Source organism: Bacillus sp. FSL K6-1005 (assembly GCF_038000225.1).
GTDB lineage: Bacteria > Bacillota > Bacilli > Bacillales > Bacillaceae > Bacillus > Bacillus mojavensis.
Map to the genome: position 1 here is coordinate 1,126,621 of NZ_JBBOBP010000001.1, position 21,613 is coordinate 1,148,233.

Annotated in this window: 20 protein-coding genes; 17 read left to right on the top strand and 3 right to left on the bottom strand. The window is 45.6% G+C overall.

Annotation, left to right across the window (positions count from 1 at the left end; all coding sequences use genetic code 11):
* The first annotated feature begins 55 nt into the window (after window positions 1-55).
* The 4 genes from argR to spo0A all read left to right on the top strand — a co-directional run bounded on the left by argR (window position 56) and on the right by spo0A (window position 4,988).
* Window positions 56-505 (top strand): arginine repressor ArgR, encoded by a 450-nt coding sequence (gene argR, locus NST16_RS05830; protein ID WP_010334883.1) that lies wholly within the window; start codon window positions 56-58, stop codon window positions 503-505.
* Window positions 506-540: 35 nt separating this feature from the next.
* Window positions 541-2,271 carry a DNA repair protein RecN gene (recN, locus tag NST16_RS05835; RefSeq protein ID WP_340884735.1) on the top strand — a complete coding sequence of 577 codons (1,731 nt, stop codon included), beginning with the start codon at window positions 541-543 and terminating at the stop codon, window positions 2,269-2,271.
* Between the two features lie 360 nt (window positions 2,272-2,631).
* Window positions 2,632-3,909, top strand: coding sequence for a SpoIVB peptidase (gene spoIVB / locus NST16_RS05840; protein ID WP_340884736.1), 1,278 nt, complete (start codon window positions 2,632-2,634; stop codon window positions 3,907-3,909).
* Window positions 3,910-4,184: 275 nt separating this feature from the next.
* Complete coding sequence (spo0A, locus tag NST16_RS05845; RefSeq protein ID WP_010334880.1) at window positions 4,185-4,988, top strand: sporulation transcription factor Spo0A; 804 nt, start codon at window positions 4,185-4,187, stop codon at window positions 4,986-4,988.
* Between the two features lie 566 nt (window positions 4,989-5,554).
* Here spo0A and NST16_RS05850 read toward each other — a convergent pair.
* Together NST16_RS05850 and NST16_RS05855 are read right to left on the bottom strand one after the other, a co-directional pair.
* Complete coding sequence (locus tag NST16_RS05850; RefSeq protein WP_340884739.1) at window positions 5,555-6,673, bottom strand: NADH-dependent flavin oxidoreductase; 1,119 nt, start codon at window positions 6,671-6,673, stop codon at window positions 5,555-5,557.
* Between the two features lie 72 nt (window positions 6,674-6,745).
* Window positions 6,746-6,880 carry a hypothetical protein gene (locus tag NST16_RS05855; RefSeq protein ID WP_168748207.1) on the bottom strand — a complete coding sequence of 45 codons (135 nt, stop codon included), beginning with the start codon at window positions 6,878-6,880 and terminating at the stop codon, window positions 6,746-6,748.
* A gap of 326 nt (window positions 6,881-7,206) precedes the next feature.
* Here NST16_RS05855 and NST16_RS05860 point away from each other — a divergent pair, with 326 nt between their 5' ends.
* The 9 genes from NST16_RS05860 (at window position 7,207) to prpB (ending at window position 15,851) form a co-directional block, all read left to right on the top strand.
* On the top strand, window positions 7,207-7,500 hold the full coding sequence (locus NST16_RS05860; protein WP_032731307.1) for a hypothetical protein: 294 nt from the start codon (window positions 7,207-7,209) through the stop codon (window positions 7,498-7,500).
* Between the two features lie 22 nt (window positions 7,501-7,522).
* The gene (locus tag NST16_RS05865) at window positions 7,523-8,143 is read left to right on the top strand and encodes an N-acetylmuramoyl-L-alanine amidase family protein (protein WP_168748206.1); all 621 of its coding nucleotides are present in this window, start codon (window positions 7,523-7,525) and stop codon (window positions 8,141-8,143) included.
* A gap of 89 nt (window positions 8,144-8,232) precedes the next feature.
* Window positions 8,233-8,976: a glycerophosphodiester phosphodiesterase gene (locus NST16_RS05870; RefSeq protein ID WP_340884748.1), complete on the top strand. Its 744-nt coding sequence runs from the start codon at window positions 8,233-8,235 to the stop codon at window positions 8,974-8,976.
* 122 nt (window positions 8,977-9,098) lie between these two features.
* A complete protein-coding gene (locus NST16_RS05875) occupies window positions 9,099-10,280 on the top strand; it encodes an acetyl-CoA C-acetyltransferase (protein ID WP_340884751.1) in 1,182 nt (393 codons plus the stop codon).
* Window positions 10,281-10,305: 25 nt separating this feature from the next.
* Window positions 10,306-11,172 carry a 3-hydroxybutyryl-CoA dehydrogenase gene (locus NST16_RS05880; protein ID WP_340884754.1) on the top strand — a complete coding sequence of 289 codons (867 nt, stop codon included), beginning with the start codon at window positions 10,306-10,308 and terminating at the stop codon, window positions 11,170-11,172.
* A 28-nt stretch (window positions 11,173-11,200) separates the two neighbouring features.
* The gene (locus NST16_RS05885) at window positions 11,201-12,340 is read left to right on the top strand and encodes an acyl-CoA dehydrogenase (protein WP_010334872.1); all 1,140 of its coding nucleotides are present in this window, start codon (window positions 11,201-11,203) and stop codon (window positions 12,338-12,340) included.
* A gap of 31 nt (window positions 12,341-12,371) precedes the next feature.
* The gene (mmgD, locus tag NST16_RS05890) at window positions 12,372-13,496 is read left to right on the top strand and encodes a citrate synthase (protein ID WP_340884758.1); all 1,125 of its coding nucleotides are present in this window, start codon (window positions 12,372-12,374) and stop codon (window positions 13,494-13,496) included.
* A 14-nt stretch (window positions 13,497-13,510) separates the two neighbouring features.
* Window positions 13,511-14,929, top strand: a complete 1,419-nt coding sequence (locus NST16_RS05895; RefSeq protein ID WP_340884763.1) for a bifunctional 2-methylcitrate dehydratase/aconitate hydratase — start codon at window positions 13,511-13,513, stop codon at window positions 14,927-14,929.
* Window positions 14,930-14,945: 16 nt separating this feature from the next.
* Window positions 14,946-15,851 (top strand): methylisocitrate lyase, encoded by a 906-nt coding sequence (prpB, locus tag NST16_RS05900; RefSeq protein WP_340884765.1) that lies wholly within the window; start codon window positions 14,946-14,948, stop codon window positions 15,849-15,851.
* Between the two features lie 35 nt (window positions 15,852-15,886).
* Here prpB and NST16_RS05905 read toward each other — a convergent pair whose 3' ends face one another.
* Window positions 15,887-16,129: a DUF2627 domain-containing protein gene (locus tag NST16_RS05905; RefSeq protein ID WP_010334868.1), complete on the bottom strand. Its 243-nt coding sequence runs from the start codon at window positions 16,127-16,129 to the stop codon at window positions 15,887-15,889.
* 151 nt (window positions 16,130-16,280) lie between these two features.
* Between NST16_RS05905 and NST16_RS05910 the strand changes: the two genes are divergently transcribed.
* The 4 genes from NST16_RS05910 to buk all read left to right on the top strand — a co-directional run bounded on the left by NST16_RS05910 (window position 16,281) and on the right by buk (window position 21,598).
* The gene (locus tag NST16_RS05910; protein WP_229146919.1) at window positions 16,281-18,359 is read left to right on the top strand and encodes a sigma-54 interaction domain-containing protein; all 2,079 of its coding nucleotides are present in this window, start codon (window positions 16,281-16,283) and stop codon (window positions 18,357-18,359) included.
* A gap of 124 nt (window positions 18,360-18,483) precedes the next feature.
* Window positions 18,484-19,383 carry a phosphate butyryltransferase gene (gene yqiS / locus NST16_RS05915; RefSeq protein WP_229146920.1) on the top strand — a complete coding sequence of 300 codons (900 nt, stop codon included), beginning with the start codon at window positions 18,484-18,486 and terminating at the stop codon, window positions 19,381-19,383.
* Window positions 19,384-19,394: 11 nt separating this feature from the next.
* The gene (gene bcd / locus NST16_RS05920; protein ID WP_010334865.1) at window positions 19,395-20,489 is read left to right on the top strand and encodes a branched-chain amino acid dehydrogenase; all 1,095 of its coding nucleotides are present in this window, start codon (window positions 19,395-19,397) and stop codon (window positions 20,487-20,489) included.
* Between the two features lie 23 nt (window positions 20,490-20,512).
* Entirely contained in the window at window positions 20,513-21,598 is a 1,086-nt protein-coding gene (buk, locus tag NST16_RS05925) for a butyrate kinase (protein ID WP_340884773.1), read from the top strand.
* Window positions 21,599-21,613 lie beyond the last annotated feature (15 nt).

Consider the following 21,613-nt stretch of genomic DNA (forward strand, 5'->3'; position numbering starts at 1 on the left):
TGCGGAGAATCATATACCATATAAGAACAGATAAGCTGGAAATAGAGGTGCTTACATGAACAAAGGCCAGAGGCATATCAAAATCAGAGAAATCATTACAAGCAATGAAATCGAAACCCAAGATGAATTGGTTGACATGCTGAAGCAGGATGGATACAAGGTCACACAAGCCACGGTTTCACGCGATATTAAAGAGCTTCACCTTGTGAAGGTGCCGACAAATAATGGCTCATATAAATACAGCCTACCGGCGGACCAGCGTTTCAATCCGCTGTCTAAGCTGAAACGGTCACTGATGGATGCTTTTGTGAAAATAGATTCAGCAAGCCATATGATTGTGCTGAAAACCATGCCGGGCAATGCCCAGGCAATCGGAGCGCTGATGGACAATCTGGACTGGGACGAAATTATGGGGACCATTTGCGGAGATGACACCATCTTAATTATTTGCCGGACTCCTGAAGATACCGACGGCGTAAAAAGCAGGCTCCTAGAGCTGCTGTAAAGGAAATCTAACAAAGATAAGAGGTGTAATGCTGTTTGTTAGCTGAATTATCGATTAAAAACTTTGCCATTATTGAGGAACTGACGGTTTCTTTTGAACGCGGGCTTACGGTTTTAACAGGAGAAACCGGAGCCGGCAAATCCATCATCATAGATGCCATTTCACTTTTAGTCGGTGGCCGCGGCTCATCTGAATTTGTCAGGTATGGAGAAACAAAAGCCGAGCTTGAAGGGCTGTTTCAGTTAGACAGCGGCCATCCCGTTTTTGACGTTTGTGCTGAACAGGGGATTGACGTTTCAGATGAAATGATCGTCATGAGAAGGGATATCAGCACGAACGGAAAAAGCGTATGCCGGGTAAATGGCAAACTTGTAACGATTGCGTCGCTAAGAGAAATCGGCAGGCTTTTATTAGATATTCACGGGCAGCACGATAACCAGCTGTTAATGGAGGACGAAAATCATCTTCAGCTATTGGACAAGTTTGCGGGAGCCGAAGTGGAAAGCGCACTTCAAGCATATCAGGAAGGTTATCAGCGCTACATGAAGCTGCTTAAAAAGTTGAAGCAGCTTTCTGAAAGTGAGCAGGAAATGGCGCACCGGCTTGATCTGATTCAATTTCAGCTGGAAGAAATTGAATCAGCAAAACTCGAACTGAACGAAGATGAGCAGTTGCAAGAAGATCGTCAGCAAATTTCAAATTTTGAGAAAATATTTGAATCACTGCAAAATGCTTATAATGCGCTGCGCAGCGAGCAGGGCGGTCTGGACTGGGTCGGAATGGCGTCGTCTCAGCTTGAAGATTTATCCGATATTAACGAACCGCTGCAAAAACTGTCTGAGAGTGTTTCGAACTCCTACTATCTTTTGGAGGACGCTACATTTCAGATGAGAAATATGCTGGATGAGCTTGAATATGACCCGGAACGATTGAATTTCATTGAGGCGCGTCTTAATGAGATTAAGCAGCTAAAGCGGAAATACGGGGCAACCGTTGAGGATATTTTAGAATATGCTTCTAAAATTGAAGAAGAGATTGATCAAATTGAAAACAGAGACAGCCATCTTCAGAGCCTGATGCAGGAGCTGGATTCGGTTGGTAAAGATGTTGCAGTAGAAGCGGCAAACGTTTCCCGAATCCGAAAAACATGGGCGAAAAAGCTGGCTGACGAAATCCATCGTGAACTGAAAAGCTTATATATGGAAAAGTCGACTTTCGATACGGAGTTTAAGGTCAGAACAGCAACCCGCGGTGAGGAAGCGCCGGTTGTAAACGGGCAGCCTGTTCAGCTCACTGAACAAGGGATTGATCTGGTGAAGTTTTTGATTTCTACCAATACGGGGGAGCCGCTGAAATCTCTTTCTAAAGTTGCTTCCGGCGGAGAGCTGTCAAGGGTCATGCTTGCCATTAAAAGCATTTTCTCCTCACAGCAGGACGTTACCTCGATTATATTTGACGAGGTAGATACAGGCGTAAGCGGCAGGGTCGCTCAGGCTATTGCTGAAAAGATTCACAAAGTATCAATGGGATCACAAGTGCTTTGCATTACGCACCTGCCTCAGGTGGCAGCCATGGCCGATACCCATCTTTACATTGCGAAAGAATTAAAAGACGGAAGAACGACGACGCGTGTAAAGCCGCTGACTAAACAAGAGAAGGTAGCGGAAATCGGGCGCATGATAGCAGGAGTCGAAGTCACAGATTTAACAAAACGCCATGCGAAAGAGCTGTTAAAACAAGCGGATCAAGTCAAAACAACTGGATAAGCTGCGCAATATACGCAGCAGCTTCAGGGTGCTGACAAACCCTCGCAATCGTTGTCAAGTCTAAGCGACGGTGCTCACGAATGACAGCACCCGCCCTTTCTAGACTTCAAGGGTTTTCAATCACGCTGAAAGGATGACAAAAGTTTAAAACTTTATTCGATTTTAAACTTTTGTCCACAGTCTAAAGCTGCGCATATGCGCAGCTTATTTTTTTTGTATACTCATCCATTCGTTCATCAGTATATCCAATGTTTTTCTTTATATGACAGTTATAAATAAGGGCTGAGAAGGCAAAAGTAATGATGTAGCAGCAATTCATAAAGAAGGTGTGGGGTAGGAGCGAGGAGAGTGAAGTAGTGAATGCCGGATAACATTAGAAAAGCAATAGGTTTAATTCTCCTTGTTTCGTTATTAAGTGTAGGTTTATGCAAACCATTAAAAGAGTATTTACTGATTCCAACGCAAATGAGAGTATTTGAAACCCAAACACAAGCGATTGAAACGAGTTTATCTGTAAACGCCCAGGAAAAATCATCAGAAGCGTTTACAGTTGAGAAAGACCCGCATGAAATCAAAGTCACAGGCCAAAAATCAGGCCAGTCAGAATTAGTATATGATCTTGCCGGATTTCCAATCAAAAAAACAAAAGTGCAAGTTCTACCGGATTTAAAAGTCATACCGGGCGGGCAATCGATCGGTGTCAAACTTCATTCCGTGGGAGTGCTTGTCGTCGGATTTCATCAAATTAACACAAGCGAAGGGAAAAAATCCCCTGGTGAATCGGCAGGTATTACAGCAGGCGACATTATTATTGAGATGAATGGACAGAAAATTGAAAGAATGAATGATGTTGCCCCGTTTATTCAAAAAGCGGGAAAAACCGGAGAGTCTCTTGATTTGCTGATCAAACGTGATAAACAGAAGATCAAAACAAAGCTGATTCCTCAAAAGGATGAAGCTGAAGGCAAATACCGAATCGGTTTATATATCAGGGATTCTGCCGCAGGCATCGGCACAATGACCTTTTATGAGCCGAAAACAAAAAAATACGGAGCGCTTGGCCACGTGATCTCCGATATGGATACGAAAAAACCAATTGTCGTGGAAGATGGAGAAATCGTCAAATCGACTGTAACATCAATTGAAAAAGGGACAGGCGGAAATCCTGGAGAAAAACTGGCGCGATTTTCCTCTGAACGCAAAACGATCGGGGACATTAACAGAAACAGCCCATTTGGAATCTTCGGCACGCTGCATCAGCCGATTAAAAACAAAATCTCAGACAAGGCGCTGCCGGTTGCCTTTTCAAATGAAGTGAAAAAAGGGCCTGCTGAAATCTTAACGGTCATTGATGATGATAAGGTAGAAAAATTTGATATCGAAATCGTCAGCACGACACCTCAAAAGTTTCCGGCTACAAAAGGAATGGTCTTAAAAATTACCGATCCAAGACTGCTGAAGGAAACAGGCGGCATTGTACAAGGCATGAGCGGAAGTCCAATCATTCAAAATGGAAAGGTCGTCGGCGCCGTTACCCATGTGTTTGTCAATGACCCGACAAGCGGCTACGGCGTGCATATTGAATGGATGCTGTCTGAAGCAGGAATCGATATTTACGGAAAAGAAAAAGCAAGCTAACTGCCGGAATTCCGGCAGTTTTTTTGCTTTTCTCCCTCTTCACTTCTCATCATACATACGTTAAAATGAACAAAAGAAGATTTTTCGACAAATTCACGTTTCCTTATTTGTCAAATTTCATTTTTAGTCGAAAAACAGAGAAAAACATAGAATAACGAAGATATGCCACTATTATTGTTAGTTATGATTTTTTTTAGAGGGTATATAGCGGTTTTGTCGAATGTAAACATGTAGCAAGGTGGAATCCTGTTAACTACATTTGGGGAGGAAGAAACGTGGAGAAAATTAAAGTTTGTGTTGCTGACGATAATCGAGAGCTGGTAAGCCTGTTGAGTGAATATATAGAAGGACAGGAAGACATGGAAGTCATCGGAGTTGCTTATAACGGACAGGAATGTCTGTCGCTATTTAAAGAAAAAGATCCTGATGTGCTCGTCTTGGACATTATTATGCCGCATTTGGACGGACTTGCTGTTTTAGAGCGACTGAGAGAATCAGATCTGAAAAAACAGCCAAACGTCATCATGCTGACAGCCTTCGGACAGGAAGATGTCACGAAAAAGGCCGTCGATTTAGGAGCGTCCTACTTTATTCTCAAACCGTTTGATATGGAAAACCTTGTCGGCCATATTCGCCAGGTCAGCGGAAATGCCAGCAGTGTGACGCATCGCGCGCCGTCATCACAAAGCAGCATTATACGCAGCAGCCAGCCTGAACCAAAAAGGAAAAATCTCGACGCGAGCATCACAAGCATTATCCATGAAATCGGCGTCCCTGCACATATTAAAGGCTATCTCTATCTGCGTGAAGCGATCTCAATGGTGTATAACGACATCGAACTGCTCGGCAGTATTACAAAAGTCCTCTATCCGGACATCGCCAAAAAATTCAATACAACCGCTAGCCGTGTAGAGAGAGCGATCCGCCACGCAATTGAAGTGGCATGGAGCAGAGGGAATATTGATTCCATATCCTCATTGTTCGGTTATACAGTCAGCATGACGAAGGCAAAACCTACAAATTCAGAGTTCATTGCGATGGTTGCGGATAAGCTGAGATTAGAACATAAGGCTTCTTAAGCATGATCAGCAAAAGCACTTAAATCAAACGTCTTTTATTTATTGGTTTCCACTGATAAATAGGAGGCGTTTTATTTTTGGATAAATCTGTTATAATAAATGCGGAAGATTGATGACTATTTGGTTTATACGCTTGGAGTGATCGAAAATGTGTGAAACGTACGGGCTGCTAATCGCTATATTTATTCTTTCGCTTTGTGTCAATTCAAACATCGTTGTGGAGTCACACAAAATAGGCATGCTGATTGACTTCATTTCTTTTGCTGCAATGGTCGTATGTATATTCGTTGGTTGGACCATAAGAAACAGAAAGGCAAAAACGGATTGAAACCCTTTACGCTGGATGTTCGTAGGATAAAGAGCAATTAAAGTATATAGGAGACATACGCAGAAAAAAACAGAAAACGTGACGGACTGCTGTTCGATTTTCTAACCGAAGGAATTGGTCAGCTTCTCATTTTGTAGTTTGAATATTTGCACAAATTATTCGATTAACGAAAAGGACCCTTTCCTAAGGGTCTTTTTTTATAAAAAAGACTGCCGAATATTCCGGCAGTCACATCAAATTAATCTTTATAAGGAACCCATCCACGTGTGTTCACAATCGCTTGCCATAGCGGCTCAGGCAAGTGATATTTTTCTTTGTCTGTGCCTTTTATCACAGTTTCAATTTGTTTTTCGCGTCCTTCTTTTACTTTTACAGCCCAATCAGGATCCACTAAAATTTCACGCCCCATCGCCACCAGCGGGATATCGTTTTCAATCACAGCAAGCGCGTCATCAGCAGAATGGATGGAACCAACAGCAATCAGCGGCACCTTGTGTCCGACACGTTCATTCAATAAGTCCATACGTGTACGTGTTGGGTCTGCGCCGCGGCGCGCTTTGGAGTTGACGTCCATCAATGAAATATGGAGGTAATCCAGTTCTTTTTCTACTAAGGCATCAACAAGCGTGAAGGTTTCTGTCATTGTCAGTCCCGGTGTATCTGGCTCTTCCGGAGACAGACGGTAGCCGACTAAAAATGCACCCTTCGCGTGATCAGCAATTGCTTGTTTCACCTCATCCACAATAGCAAGCGGGAAGGCTAATCGTTTCTCGTCGCTTCCTCCCCAGCGGTCTGTGCGCTGATTTGTTTTTGGAGAATAAAACTGCTGAATCAAGTAGCCGTTTGCACCGTGAATTTCGACACCGTCAAATCCGGCTTCAATGGCACGTCTTGTCGCTTCTCCAAAAGCCTTCACAATGTTTTCAACCTCTGCCTCTGTCAATGCACGGGCAATTTGTTTACCGTTATCAAACACGTCACTTGGCGCAACGACATCCTGATTCGGAACAAGCTCAGGAGGACATTCAATTCCGCCGTGATGAATTTGCACAATCGCTTTTGACCCTTGTGCTTGAATGGCTTGCGCTAATCTTTTTAGCCCGGCAATATTTGAGTCGTCATGGATGGCTGGCTGTCCGGGAAATGCTTTTCCATCAGGCGTAACGTTTGCGCATGCTGTAATCACCATTCCCATTTCTTTTGAACGGGGGATGATGTAGTCCAGCTCCGCTTCAGAAATCGTGCCGTCCTCGTTGGAAGAATAATGGGTCATTGGAGCAACCGTGATCCGGTTGTCAATCGTAACGCCGCTTCGAAATGTAAATGGTTCAAAGAGCGGTTTGTACTTTGGATTCATAAGATCATCTTCTTTCGTTTGGATTCGCACATATTCTAGCCTATATGTAAAATTTGATGCAATCAATCTGCTTCACCGGCTGAATATCTTGAGTGCCGAATGTGGTTTTCTGCGCTCTTTTTCGGGGCTCTTGTAGCCGTCTTTGATTTGATGGCGAATGGAGCAAGTGATGACCTCCGCGGCTAGCATCAAAACGAATTTTTTCATGAGCTGTATCTTCTTTCTGTAAAGTAAATATTCTTTAAAAGCTTACGCCTGTCCAACCCTTCCGTCAAACCATCTGCTCACTCTATTCATCAATTTTTTTAAAATGAATAAAAAGTTGCTTCTTTCCGCTAATTTTTTCTAAAATGCAGCTCTTTTAGAGACATCTTCATAGACAGATCCGCTTGCTTTCTTTCTAACAACAGGAAATCAGCAGGTCAGATAGCCCTTTTGAAAATCATGGAAACGTCGTGCCGGCTTTCGTGCCAGCTTTACAAATCCGCCATTCTGGTCAAAGATAAAGCCAAACATCAGGAAGAGGTGATCATGTGAAACAAACTGGTCTATTTCTGTTAACTGTGCTGCTGCTTTCCGGATGCAGTATTGCAAGCGCAGATGATTCAGTCCCAAAGTTTACAGAAGAGGGAAAATACATTGGTTCGGCTGATCCTCATACAATCGCCGTTTCCCTTAACGGAGAAGAAACCATGATACAAGTTCCAAGGGACAAACGCGACGATTGTGAGGACCTGCCAGATCACACAAAAGTCCAGGTGAAATATACAAAAAAAGAAAACGGAACCTTACAGCTGGAAGATATTCAGCTGCAAAAGAACTCGTAATGACAGACCGGAGGGAGAAACGTTGAAAATGTTATGGAGGAGTTTAGCGATATGCGGATTGGCTTTTATGCTCGCGCCCTGTGCACAAGCGGCAGAGCCGATAGCAGGGAAAACGGTATATATTGATGCCGGTCATGGTGGCAAAGACAGCGGGGCAGTCGGAAACGGGCTGTTAGAGAAAAATATTAATTTGGCTGTCTCCGGTTATGTTGTGGACAAGCTGAAAGCGGAAGGAGCAATTCCTGTTGCTACAAGGATGGATGATCATTTTCTGACCTTGGAGGAAAGAGTGGCAAAAGCAAGTGCAAACCATGCTGATCTTTTTGTCAGTATTCATGTGAATTCGGGCGTTTCCTCTGCTTCAGGCACGGAAACGTACTTTCAGTCTGATTATGAAGCGGAAAACAGTCAGCGGCTGGCATCAGATATTCAGTCAGAGCTGGTATCATCCTTGCAAACAAGAGACAGGGGCGTGAAAGAATCGGATTTTTATGTCATTACATATTCAAAAATGCCGAGTGTGCTGGCTGAGCTTGGATTTATAACAAACAGCTCTGATGCGGACAAGCTTGGGAGTGAAGAATATCAAAAAAAAGCTGCTGACGCGATTGTCGCCGGAATTGACTCTTATTACGCACAGTAGTCAGAGTACAAAAACACTTCATTCTAGAGTGACAAGGCCTAAATCAGTATAATAGAGAAAACGGGCAACTTTAGGCTTGAGGTGAAACAATGACAAAGATTTTTGCCCATCGGGGGGCATCAGGTCATTATCCCGAAAATACAATGATTGCATTTGAAAAAGGGATTGAAAACGGCGCGGATGGAATCGAGCTTGATGTTCAGCTGACAAAAGACGGACATATTGTTGTTATTCATGATGAAAGGCTTGACCGGACGACATCCTTAAAAGGTTTCGTAAAGGACACGAGGTACGATGTTTTGAAAACCACTGATGCGGCTGCCGGTCATCAACAAACAGTCGGCGATGTAAGGGTGCCGCTGCTTGAAGACGTGCTCTCGTGGGCGGAAAAAAAGGATTTTCTGATTAACATTGAATTAAAAAATAGCGTGATCCGCTATGAAGGAATGGAAGAAAAAGTGCTTGAGACAGTAAAGCGATTTAAAATAGAAGAAAGAACGATTCTGTCCGCATTTAACCATGAAAGCTTAGCGTTATGCGGCCGGCTGGCACCCCATATTGAACGGGCGGTGCTGACCTCAGATGTGCTATATCAGGCTGATCAATATGTAAAATCCATTCCGGCAGCCGGCTACCACCCAAAGCTGCATAGCCCGGCGGTAACGGATGAAGTGCTGCAGCAAATGCGGAACAGCTCGATTAAGGTAAGGCCTTATACAGTCAATCGGCCAGACGATATGGAGTATTTGATGAAAATGAGAGTAGACGGCATTTTCACAGATTTTCCTGAGCGGGCTGCTGCCATCGCTAAGAAATTGAATAGAACAAATTAGTTTTCAAGAAGGCTGCCGGTGCAGCCTTCTTTTTCATTCATTCATACCTGTTTCAAAGCATACATTCATAGAAGACACCCAGAAATGTAAGCGCTGTCTATCTTTTGATTTGAGGTGAAACCATGAGGAAAACAGTCATTGTAAGTGCCGCAAGAACCCCGTTTGGCAAATTTGGAGGTGCGTTAAAAGAAGTAAAAGCTGCTGAACTCGGGGGCGCTGCTATGAAAGAGGCGTTAAAGCGTGCCGAAGTCTCTGGAGATCAGGCAGAAGGCGCCATCATGGGTATGGTTGTCCAAGCCGGTGCGGGCCAGATACCTTCCCGGCAAGCTGCCCGTATAGCCGGAATGCCTTGGAGTGTGCCATCGGAAACACTAAATAAAGTTTGCGCCTCTGGCCTTCGCGCTGTCACTCTATGTGACCAAATAATTCGGGCGCGTGATGCGGACATTCTTGTTGCCGGAGGCATGGAGAGCATGAGCAATATTCCGTATGCTGTTCCCGCTGGCCGCTGGGGGGCACGGATGGGTAACGGGGAGCTGAGGGATTTAATGGTTTACGACGGATTAATGTGCGCTTTTGATGAAGTGCACATGGCAGTTCACGGAAATACGGCAGCCAAGGAATATGGCATTTCACGTAAAGAGCAGGATGAATGGGCCCTTCGAAGTCATAAGCGGTCGGCTGCTGCGATCGATGAAGGAAAGTTTGATGATGAAATTGTTCCTGTCAGCTGGCTTGGCCGGAAAGGAAAAACAAACATTGTTGACAAAGATGAAGCGATTCGCCGCGATACCACTCTCGATCAGCTTGCGAAGCTTTCTCCGATTTATTCGAGTGACGGATCCATTACAGCCGGCAATGCGCCGGGAGTCAACGACGGAGCGGGAGCATTTGTATTAATGTCTGAGGAAAAAGCCGCTGAACTTGGAAAGCGTCCTCTTGCAACCATTCTTGGTTTTTCAACAGCCGGAATGCAAGCGCATGAGCTTGCGGCGGCCCCGGGATACGCAATAAACAAGCTACTGAAAAAGACCGGCTTTACATTACAGGATATTGACCTTTTTGAAGTCAATGAAGCATTTGCTTCTGTTGTATTAACATGTGAAAAAATCGTTGGGTTTGATCTTGAACAAGTAAACGTCAATGGCGGAGCAATTGCACTGGGCCACCCGATCGGTGCTAGCGGTGCGAGAATTTTGATGACACTTGTGTACGAATTAAAGCGCCGGGGAGGTGGACTGGGGATTGCTGCTATTTGCAGCGGAGCGGCTCAGGGAGACGCTGTCTTGGTTCAAGTTCATTAAAACATTGACGGAGAAGGGGATTTGAATGGAAATCAAACATATCATGGTAGCCGGCGCCGGACAAATGGGAAGCGGAATTGCCCAAACAGCGGCTGAAGCCGGCTTTTATGTGCGGCTGTATGATTTAAATCCTGAGGCAGCGGAAACGGGATTTCAGCACATAAAAAAGCATTTGACCCGCGATGCTGAAAAAGGAAGAAAGACGGAAGCAGAAGTGAAGGCTGTTATCAGCCGTATTTCGCTTTCCCCGGCGCTGGAGGAGGCGCAGCATGCGGATGTTGTGATTGAAGCAATTGCAGAAAGCATGACGGCAAAAACTAAATTGTTCAAAAACCTTGATCATATTTGCCCGGCTCATACGCTTTTGGCCAGCAATACATCCTCCTTGCCGATAACAGAAATTGCAGCTGTCACAAACCGACCTGAACATGTCATTGGCATGCATTTTATGAACCCCGTTCCTGTGATGAAACTGGTTGAAGTCATTCGCGGCCTGGCGACATCAGATGAAACTGCGTTAGCCATTATTGCATTAGCGGAAAAAATGGGGAAGACGCCGGTCGAAGTCAATGATTTTCCCGGATTTGTCTCCAACCGTGTGCTTTTGCCAATGATCAATGAAGCCATCTATTGCCTTTATGAGGGGGTAGCTGAGCCAGACGCAATAGACCAGGTTATGAAACTTGGTATGAATCACCCGATGGGACCCCTTAAGTTAGCTGATTTTATCGGGCTGGATACATGTTTGTCGATTATGGAAGTCCTTCACTCCGGGCTTGGTGACTCCAAGTACCGCCCTTGCCCGCTGCTTCGTAAGTACGTCAAAGCAGGGTGGCTCGGCAAAAAGAGCGGACGCGGTTTTTATCATTACGGCGAGGAGAAGAATACCTGAAGTCAATTCCAATCCGGGGGTGGCCAAGTTGCATTTAACCCAAGAGCAAGTCATGATGCGAAAGATGGTTCGTGATTTTGCCCGAAAAGAAATTGCTCCTGCTGCGGAGGTCATGGAGAAAACAGATGAATTTCCATTTCAGCTAATGAAGAAAATGGGTGAACACGGCTTGATGGGAATACCAGTGCCGGAACAATATGGCGGCGCTGGAGCGGACGTTGTTTCTTATATTTTGGCCATTCATGAGATTTCTAAAATCAGCGCGGCGGTCGGTGTCATTCTTTCGGTTCATTCCTCAGTGGGCACAAATCCGATTTTGTACTTCGGAAACGAAGAGCAAAAAGTGAAATATATACCGAAACTCGCCTCAGGAAACTATTTGGGTGCATTTGCGCTGACTGAGCCTTACTCTGGATCGGATGCCGGGAGCCTTCGCACCACAGCAATCAAAAAGAACGGCAAATATATTTTAAACGGATCGAAAATCTTCATAACGAACGGGGGTGCCGCTGACCTCTATATTACGTTTGCTTTAACTGCCCCAGGCCAAAACAGGAACGGGATTTCGGCTTTTATCGTTGAAAAGAACACACCTGGTTTTACAGTCGGCAAAAAAGAAAGAAAGCTGGGGCTTCACGGTTCCAACACAACAGAGCTGATATTTGAAAATGCGGAAGTGCCGGAAGAGAATTTACTGGGCCAAGAGGGGGATGGATTTAAAATCGCGATGGCGAACCTGAATGTGGGGCGCATCGGCATTGCGGCACAAGCGCTGGGAATCGCAGAGGCTGCCCTGGAATATGCGGTTGCTTATGCGAAACAGCGTGTCCAATTCAACAGGCCTATCGCAGCCAATCAAGGCATATCGTTTAAGCTCGCCGATATGGCGACAAGAGCAGAGGCGGCAAGGCATCTTGTCTATCATGCGGCAGATCTCCATACCCGCGGTCTGGCCTGCGGAAAGGAAGCGTCCATGGCTAAACAATTTGCTTCCGATTCAGCGGTGAAAGCTGCACTTGAGGCAGTCCAGATTTATGGAGGATATGGTTATATGAAGGATTATCCGGTCGAACGGCTGCTTAGGGACGCAAAGGTAACACAAATTTATGAAGGCACAAATGAAATTCAAAGACTCATTATTTCCAAGCACCTGCTTGGCACAATCTGACAGATAATAACGCAAAGCGGAGGTTGAGGATATGGATGGTAAACAGCATTTTTCTCCAGGTCTTGACGGGGTCGTCGCAGCAGAAACGAATATTTCTTATCTTGACACACAGTATAGTCAGATATTGATTCGAGGCTATGAGTTAATAGATCTTTCAAAAACCAAAAGCTATCTTGAACTGGTGCATCTATTGCTGGAGGGGAGGCTGCCGGCTGACAATGATACGGAAACGGTCAAAAGGAAGGTCAACAGCGCTTCAAACCTGCCGGCTGACATTGTCCGTCTGCTTGAGCTGCTGCCTGAACATACTCATCCGATGGATAGTCTGCGAACCGGGATGTCAGCTCTTGCCGGCTACGACAGCCAAATTGACGATCGATCGCCTTCTGCAAACAAGGAGCGCGCCTATCAGCTTTTAGGAAAAATGCCTGCTCTCACAGCAAGCAGCTATAGAATGATAAATAAAGGAAAACCGGTACCCCCGCTTCAGCACCTATCCTACAGCGCGAATTTCTTATACATGATGACGGGAAAAATACCATCCGCATTGGAAGAGCGGATCTTTGACCGTTCACTTATCCTGTACAGCGAGCATGAGATGCCAAATTCAACCTTTACAGCCAGGGTGATCGCCTCAACACAATCGGATCTTTATGGCGCATTGACAGGAGCTGTAGCATCTTTGAAGGGAAATCTACATGGCGGCGCAAACGAAGCGGTCATGTATATGCTCTTAGAAGCAAAAACAACGCCTGATTTTGAACAAATCCTGTTATCAAAACTGAGAAAAAAAGAAAAAATTATGGGCTTCGGCCACCGGGTGTACATGAAAAAAATGGACCCGAGAGCGCTTATGATGAAAGAAGCGCTTCAGCAACTATGCGATCAAGCCGGCGATCATCGCTTATACGAAATGTGTGAAGCGGGGGAGCAGCTGATGGAGCGGGAAAAAGGGCTTTATCCGAATTTGGATTATTATGCCGCCCCGGTGTATTGGATGCTTGGTATACCAATTCCATTGTATACGCCTGTTTTTTTCAGTGCGAGAACGGCAGGCTTATGTGCACATGTGATGGAACAGCATTCCAATAACCGCTTGTTCCGCCCTCGTGTCCGCTATACCGGCCCGCGATATGAGAACAAATCCAAATCATGAAAGGAATTGGTCGAATGTTGAAAACGGATCATGTCATGGAAGAAATAACAGACTATGTGCTTGAGAAAGAGATTACGAGTTCAGAAGCGTTTACAACGGCAGGTCACGTTTTGCTTGATACACTCGGCTGCGGGATTTTAGCGCTCCGTTATCCCGAATGCACCAAGCTGCTCGGCCCGATTGTCCCCGGAACCCATGTGCCAAACGGAAGCAGAGTGCCGGGAACGTCATATGTTCTTGATCCTGTACGGGCAGCATTTAACATAGGGTGTATGATCCGCTGGCTTGATTACAACGATACGTGGCTTGCTGCGGAGTGGGGGCATCCGTCAGATAATTTGGGCGGCATTCTTGCGACGGCTGATTATGTATCAAGAGTGAGGCTGTCTGAAGGAAAAGAGCCATTAACGGTCCGTGACATCCTTGAAGCGATGATTAAGGCTCACGAAATTCAAGGTGTGCTGGCGTTAGAAAACAGCTTAAACCGAGTCGGTCTTGATCATGTGTTGTTTGTCAAGGTGGCAACGACGGCTGTAGCCGCAAAGCTGCTGGGCGGTGGTAGGGAAGAAATCAATCATGCGCTTTCGAATGCTTGGATTGACAATGCAGCCTTGAGGACATACCGGCATGCACCTAATACAGGCTCGCGCAAATCGTGGGCCGCAGGAGATGCGACCAGCAGGGGCGTTCATCTCGCACTGATGGCGTTAAAAGGCGAAATGGGTTATCCGACAGCTTTGACCGCTCCGGGATGGGGATTTCAAGACGTATTATTCAATAAGAAAGAGATCAAGCTTGCCCGCCCGCTTGACGCTTATGTCATGGAAAATGTGTTGTTCAAAGTCTCTTATCCTGCGGAATTCCACGCCCAGACAGCGGCAGAGTGTGCCGTCATTCTTCATTCGCAGGTCAAAGACCGTATCGATGAAATTGACCGTGTTGTCATCAGAACGCATGAATCAGCTATTCGCATCATTGATAAAAAAGGCCCTCTGCATAATCCGGCGGATCGCGATCATTGTCTGCAATACATCACAGCGATTGGTTTAATATTCGGTGATATCACTGCACAGCATTATGAGGCAGATACGGCAAGTGATCCAAGAATAGATAAGCTTCGAGAAAAAATGGAAGTAACTGAAAACAAAGCATATACTGAAGATTACCTTAAACCAGATAAACGCTCCATTTCAAATGCCGTTCAGATTCATTTTAAAGACGGAACGAGTACAGAGATGGTTGAATGTGAATTTCCGCTGGGGCACCGTTTTCGAAGAGACGAGGCTGTGCCAAAATTGTTAGAAAAGTTTTCTGCGAATCTCAAAACCCATTTTTCTGAGAAACAGCAAAACCATATTTACAAGAACTGCACCAGTTATGAAACATTGCAAACCATGCGTGTAAACGATTTTGTCGATATGTTCTGTATGTAGAAGGAGGACTCGTATCATGTCTTGGATCGTCAATAAGCAATCGTCACAAGAAGAGCTTGCTGAACGCTTCCGCAAGCTGATGTGTGCGCCGGAAATATTGCAAATTCCCGGCGCTCATGACGGGATGGCCGCCTTGCTTGCGAAGGAGGCCGGTTTTTCTGCTTTATACTTATCGGGTGCGGCTTATACGGCCAGCAGGGGGCTGCCTGATCTCGGAATTGTTACGTCGGCAGAAATGGCCGAACGGGCAAAAGATCTTGTCCGTGCAGCAGACCTACCTTTGCTCGTTGATATTGATACGGGCTTTGGCGGGGTATTAAACGCTGCCCGCACCGCCCGCGAGATGCTGGAGGCAAGAGTGGCAGCTGTGCAAATAGAGGACCAGCAGCTTCCGAAAAAATGCGGGCATTTGAATGGCAAACAGCTTGTCACGGCTCAGGAATTGGCGCAAAAAATAAAAGCCATCAAACAAGCGGCGCCATCACTTGTCATTGTCGCCCGTACAGATGCAAGGGCGCAGGAAGGACTTGCATCCGCCATAAAACGCGCTTCGGCTTACATTGAGGCGGGAGCGGACGCAATTTTCCCGGAAGCGCTTCAAACGGAAAACGAATTTCGCGAGTTTGCTAAACAGATCCCTGTCCCGCTTCTTGCCAATATGACGGAGTTTGGGCAAACGCCCTATTATCATGCTGATGAATTTGCTGCTATGGGGTTTCAGATGGTGATCTATCCTGTCACCACGCTCAGAGCTGCGGCAAAGGCTTATGAACGGATGTTTAGCCTGATAAGGGAGCGCGGGTCGCAAAAAGACGGGCTTGATGATATGCAGACGCGAAAGGAACTGTATGAAACGATTTCTTATTATGATTATGAAGCGCTGGACAAAACGATTGCCAAGACTGTCTTGCCTGATGAATAGTGCGAACAAAAAAGCCGGAGCGCGCTCCGGCTTTTTTACATCTTTTGTTTTCTGAATCGCGGACTGACTTGATTGCGTTTTCTGTCTCTGTACAAGATGAACCCGGCCAGCACATACAGGCCGAAAACAAAAAAGATAAATCCTGATAAACCTTGGAGCCAAAGAGAAGAAAACGGCTTTACCGTATGGCCGAAAAGCATATCTCTCATCAGTTTAATGCCCATAGCAGAAATGGCGCCGGGGAGCACTAAAATCAAAAGCGCAAAAAGTCGGCTCATGTTCAGAAAACCCCTTTATTTTTCATTTCCTTTATTGTCCAGCGGAAAAAATATTTTGTCAAGAGAAGAAAACGTGGTAACATAGGGTTGTGCAAATTATTGCAACGGAAAAAACAGGTATGCAAATTTTTTCATACAAAGGGGTATCGGGATGCAGAAGGTACTGATCGTAGGTGCCGGTAAAAGGGGAACGGCGTTATTACAAATTCTCATTAAAACAGCCATCATAGACATTATTGCCGTGGTTGACAAAAACCCCGAAGCGCCGGGATTAAAAGAAGCAAAACATTATGGAATTGCCGTTTCATCAGATTGGAAACCATACATACAACAAAAGCCGGATATCGTCATTCATACAACGGGTGATCAAGCTGTACTTGACGAACTCCTTCAGGAAAAGCATGAGCAGACCATTGTTATGCCGGGAAAGATGGCTTATATTGTGTTTCAGCTCATGGAAGAAAAACAGCAGCTGATTCAAATGTTAAAAGAACAAACCTACAAACATGACCGGATCTTTAATTCCACCCATGACGGGATGATTTTTATTGATATCAATGAAGAGATCATTCTGTTTAATCATATGGCTGAAAAAATGGTGGGAAAAAAACGCGAGGAAGTCATTGGGCGCCCGATCAAAGAAGTCATCCCGAGCACTAAGATGCCTCGGATTTTAAAAACAAGAGAGCCTGAATACAATCAAAAGCAGCTTTTGGGTGAAAATTTGCAAATTGTAACAACCAGGCTGCCGATCATTGATGAAGGTGGACGTCTGCTCGGAGCACTCTGTGTATTTAAGGATATTACAGATGCGGTCGAGCTGGCGGAGGAAGTGACAAATCTAAAACAGGTGCGCACGATGCTGGAGGCGATTATACAATCCTCTGATGAGGCGATTTCTGTCGTTGATGAAAATGGCATTGGCCTGTTGATCAATAAAGCATACACAAAAATGACGGGACTTTCTGAAAAAGAAGTCATCGGCAAGCCGGCGAGCACTGATATTTCTGAAGGAGAAAGCATGCATTTAAAGGTGCTTGAGACAAGACGCCCAGTGCGCGGCGTCAGAATGAAGGTCGGCCCGAATGAAAAAGAGGTCATCGTCAATGTAGCGCCGGTGATTGTGGATGGCATTTTAAAAGGAAGTGTCGGCGTGATCCATGACGTGTCAGAAATTAAAATGCTGACCGCAGAGCTTAACAGGGCCAGACAGATTATCCGCACGCTCGAAGCGAAATATACCTTCGACGACATTATCGGAAAAAGTGAGCAAATGCTGGTTGCCCTTGAGCAGGCGAAGCTCGGAGCGAAAACACCGGCAACGATTTTGCTGCGCGGAGAATCGGGCACTGGAAAAGAGCTGTTTGCCCATGCCATCCATAACGAAAGCGACAGGAAATACAATAAATTCATCCGCGTAAACTGCGCCGCTCTTTCAGAGAATCTTCTGGAATCGGAACTGTTTGGCTACGAGGAAGGCGCGTTTTCGGGAGCAAAGCGCGGCGGCAAGAAGGGCTTATTTGAAGAAGCCAATAACGGCAGTATTTTCTTAGACGAAATCGGCGAGCTGACGCAAAATATGCAGGCGAAGCTGCTGCGCGTTCTTCAAGAAAAAGAGATCGTCAGAGTGGGAGGCACGAAAGCAATCCCTGTTAATGTGAGAATTATTGCAGCCACAAATGTAAATATCGAAAAAGCAATGGCGGATGGAACGTTCCGTGAAGATCTGTATTACCGTATTAATCGTTATCCCATCTCTATTCCCCCATTGCGTCAGCGGATTGAAGACATTGAAGCACTCAGTGAAAGGCTCATTCAAAAAATTAACCGGGATTATGGCCGGAATGTAAAGGGACTGACGCAGCAGGCTTTGCGGGCATTGTCGGCTTACCATTGGCCGGGGAATGTCCGCGAGCTGGAAAATGTCCTTGGACGAGCAATGATTTTTCTGAAGCCGCACATGGAATGGATTGAAAAAGAGCATTTGCCTGTATTTGAAATAGAACAAAAAGAAAACAGCGCAGAACAGGGAGCCGGTTTTGATTTTCCTGACATCGAAGGCGAAAAGCTGTCTAAGGCCGTTGAAAAATTTGAGGCTCACTTGATTCAGCAAACGCTGGAAAAGCATCATTTTAACCGTACGAAAACAGCGAAAGCTCTCGGCGTCAGCATTCGAAATTTATATTACAAAATGGATAAATACGGCCTTGCAAATGAAGGCATGCAATAATTTGCAGAATAAGCGCAAACGTCTGCACGAATCTTTCTTTGCATCCATCATGACAGCATCGCACCGAGCTGGCATAGAACTTGCATAATAAAAAGCGGAGTCGAGACAAGAAAGGTGGTAACTGATGAAGCTGAAAGATTTGATCGGCAAAGCGTCGATGCACAAAAACAAGACCATTGCGGTTGCTCATGCTGAGGATGAGGAAGTGATCCGGGCTGTGAAACTGGCAGCCGAGCATTTGTCCGTCCGTTTTTTATTAGTGGGCGACAGCAAAAAACTGAACGACTTGACATCATCCATGCAAGGGCATCAAGTGGAAATCATTCATGCCAATACGCCGGAGGAATCAGCGAAACTAGCGGTTCGGGCTGTTCATCAAAAAACAGCGGATGTCTTAATGAAAGGGAATGTGCCGACGTCTGTTTTGCTTAAAGCGGTATTAAACAAACAGGAAGGCCTGCGGAAATCCCGTGTCCTTTCTCATGTGGCCGTATTTGATATTCCCGGTTTTGAGAGGCTGATGTTTGTGACAGATTCGGCTATGAACATCGCCCCTTCGCTGGAGGAGCTTCAGCAGATTCTTCAAAATGCTGTTCATGTCGCGCGTGCAGTAGGGAACAATATGCCAAAAGCGGCTGCCCTTGCAGCGGTAGAAACGGTAAATCCGAAGATGGAAGCGACGGTCAATGCAGCTGCTCTCGCCCAAATGTACAAAAGAGGGCAGATTAAAGGGTGCATTGTAGATGGTCCGCTTGCCTTAGATAATGCAGTATCGCAAATCGCTGCGGCTCAGAAAAAGATTTCGGGAGACGTAGCGGGCAGCGCCGATATTCTTCTCGTTCCTTCGATTGAAGCGGGAAATATTTTATATAAATCACTGATTTATTTTGCAAAAGCACACGTTGCGGCTGTCATTACGGGAGCCAAAGCGCCGATTGCATTAACGAGCAGAGCGGATTCCGCTGAAAACAAACTGTATTCGATCGCGCTGGCATTATGCGCATCTGAAGAATACACACTTTAGGAGGAACTGATATGGAACTGTTTAAATATATGGAGAAATACGATTATGAGCAATTGGTTTTCTGCCAAGACGAACAATCAGGATTAAAAGCAATTATCGCAATTCATGATACGACGCTGGGACCTGCACTTGGCGGAACGAGAATGTGGACATATGAAAATGAAGAGGCTGCAATTGAGGACGCACTCAGACTTGCAAGAGGCATGACCTATAAAAACGCGGCGGCAGGCTTAAACCTGGGAGGCGGAAAAACGGTCATCATCGGCGATCCGCGCAAGGATAAAAATGAAGAAATGTTCCGCGCGTTTGGCCGCTATATTCAAGGGCTTAACGGCAGATATATTACGGCTGAGGATGTCGGCACAACGGTTGAGGATATGGATATCATTCATGATGAAACAGATTTTGTCACAGGTATTTCCCCTGCATTCGGCTCTTCAGGAAATCCGTCGCCTGTTACGGCTTACGGAGTGTATAAAGGCATGAAGGCTGCCGCTAAAGCTGCATTCGGCACAGACTCTCTTGAAGGAAAAACCATCGCTGTACAGGGTGTTGGCAACGTGGCTTACAATCTATGCCGCCACCTTCATGAAGAAGGAGCAAGCTTAATCGTTACGGATATCAACAAGCAATCAGTTGAACGTGCGGTACAAGATTTTGGTGCACGTGCAGTTGATCCAGAAGATATTTATTCACAAAACTGCGATATTTATGCGCCGTGTGCTCTTGGTGCAACCATCAATGACGATACTATTAAGCAGCTGAAAGCAAAAGTGATTGCAGGCGCGGCTAACAATCAGCTGAAAGAAACTCGTCACGGCGATCAAATTCACGAAATGGGCATTGTTTACGCACCGGACTACGTCATCAACGCGGGCGGCGTTATCAATGTGGCGGATGAGCTTTACGGCTATAATGCGGAACGTGCACTGAAAAAGGTTGAGGGCATTTACGCTAATATTGAACGGGTCCTTGACATTTCCCAGCGTGACGGCATTCCGACGTATTTAGCGGCTGACCGCTTGGCTGAAGAGCGAATTGAACGCAATCGCCGCTCAAGAAGCCAGTTTTTGCAGAACGGCCACCATATATTAAGCAGACGCTAAGAAATTGATCTGGAGGTTTTGAAATGCTACATGATGAAAAACGCATTCTCACCATTAATCCAGGCTCAACTTCGACGAAAATCGGTGTTTTTCATAATGAACGCAGTATTTTTGAAAAAACACTGAGACACAACATAGAAGAGCTGCAGCAGTTCGACCATATTATTGACCAGTATGAGTTTCGAAAAAAGCATATCCTCGAAACGCTTCATGAACAAGGCATTAATATCTCGAAATTTGATGCTGTCTGTGCCAGAGGCGGTCTTCTCCGCCCGATAGAAGGCGGGACATATGAAGTGAATGACGGCATGATTGAGGACTTGAAAAGCGGTTATGCCGGACAGCATGCCTCCAATTTAGGAGGCATTATCGCAAGAGAAATTGCTGACGGTCTCAACATTCCATCTTATATTGTGGATCCTGTTGTAGTTGACGAAATGTCAGAGCTCGCTAAAATGTCAGGCATGCCTGAAATTGAAAGGAAAAGCATTTTTCATGCTTTAAATCAAAAAGCTGTCGCCCGTAAGGCGGCAGCCTCTCTTGGCAAACGATATGAGCATATGAAAATGATTATTACTCACATGGGCGGCGGCATTACAATAGGGGTGCATGATCGGGGCCGGGTGGTGGATGTCAACAACGGCCTTCACGGAGAGGGACCGTTTAGTCCTGAACGCGCAGGAACAGTGCCTGCGGGGGATCTCGTTAATTTATGCTTTTCAGGAAAATATACAAAAGAAGAAATGATGAAAAAACTGGTCGGAACCGGCGGGCTCTCCGGTTATCTCGGTACAAATGACGCTGTGAAAGTTGAACAAATGATTCAGGGGGGCGATGAAAAAGCCCGCTTAATTTTTGATGCCATGGCGTATCAGGTAGCGAAGGAAATCGGAGCAGCAAGCGCCGTATTAAAAGGCGAAGTCGAGGCTATTGTTCTGACAGGAGGTCTGGCTTACGGCAAAAGCTTTGTTTCCAGCATCAGCTCATACATAGATTGGATTTCGGACGTTTTAGTTTATCCGGGAGAAAACGAACTGCAATCTCTGGCCCAAGGGGCGCTCAGGGTATTGCAGGGCGAAGAGCAATCCAAACAATATCGCATTGAATAGACAGGAGTGAGTCAG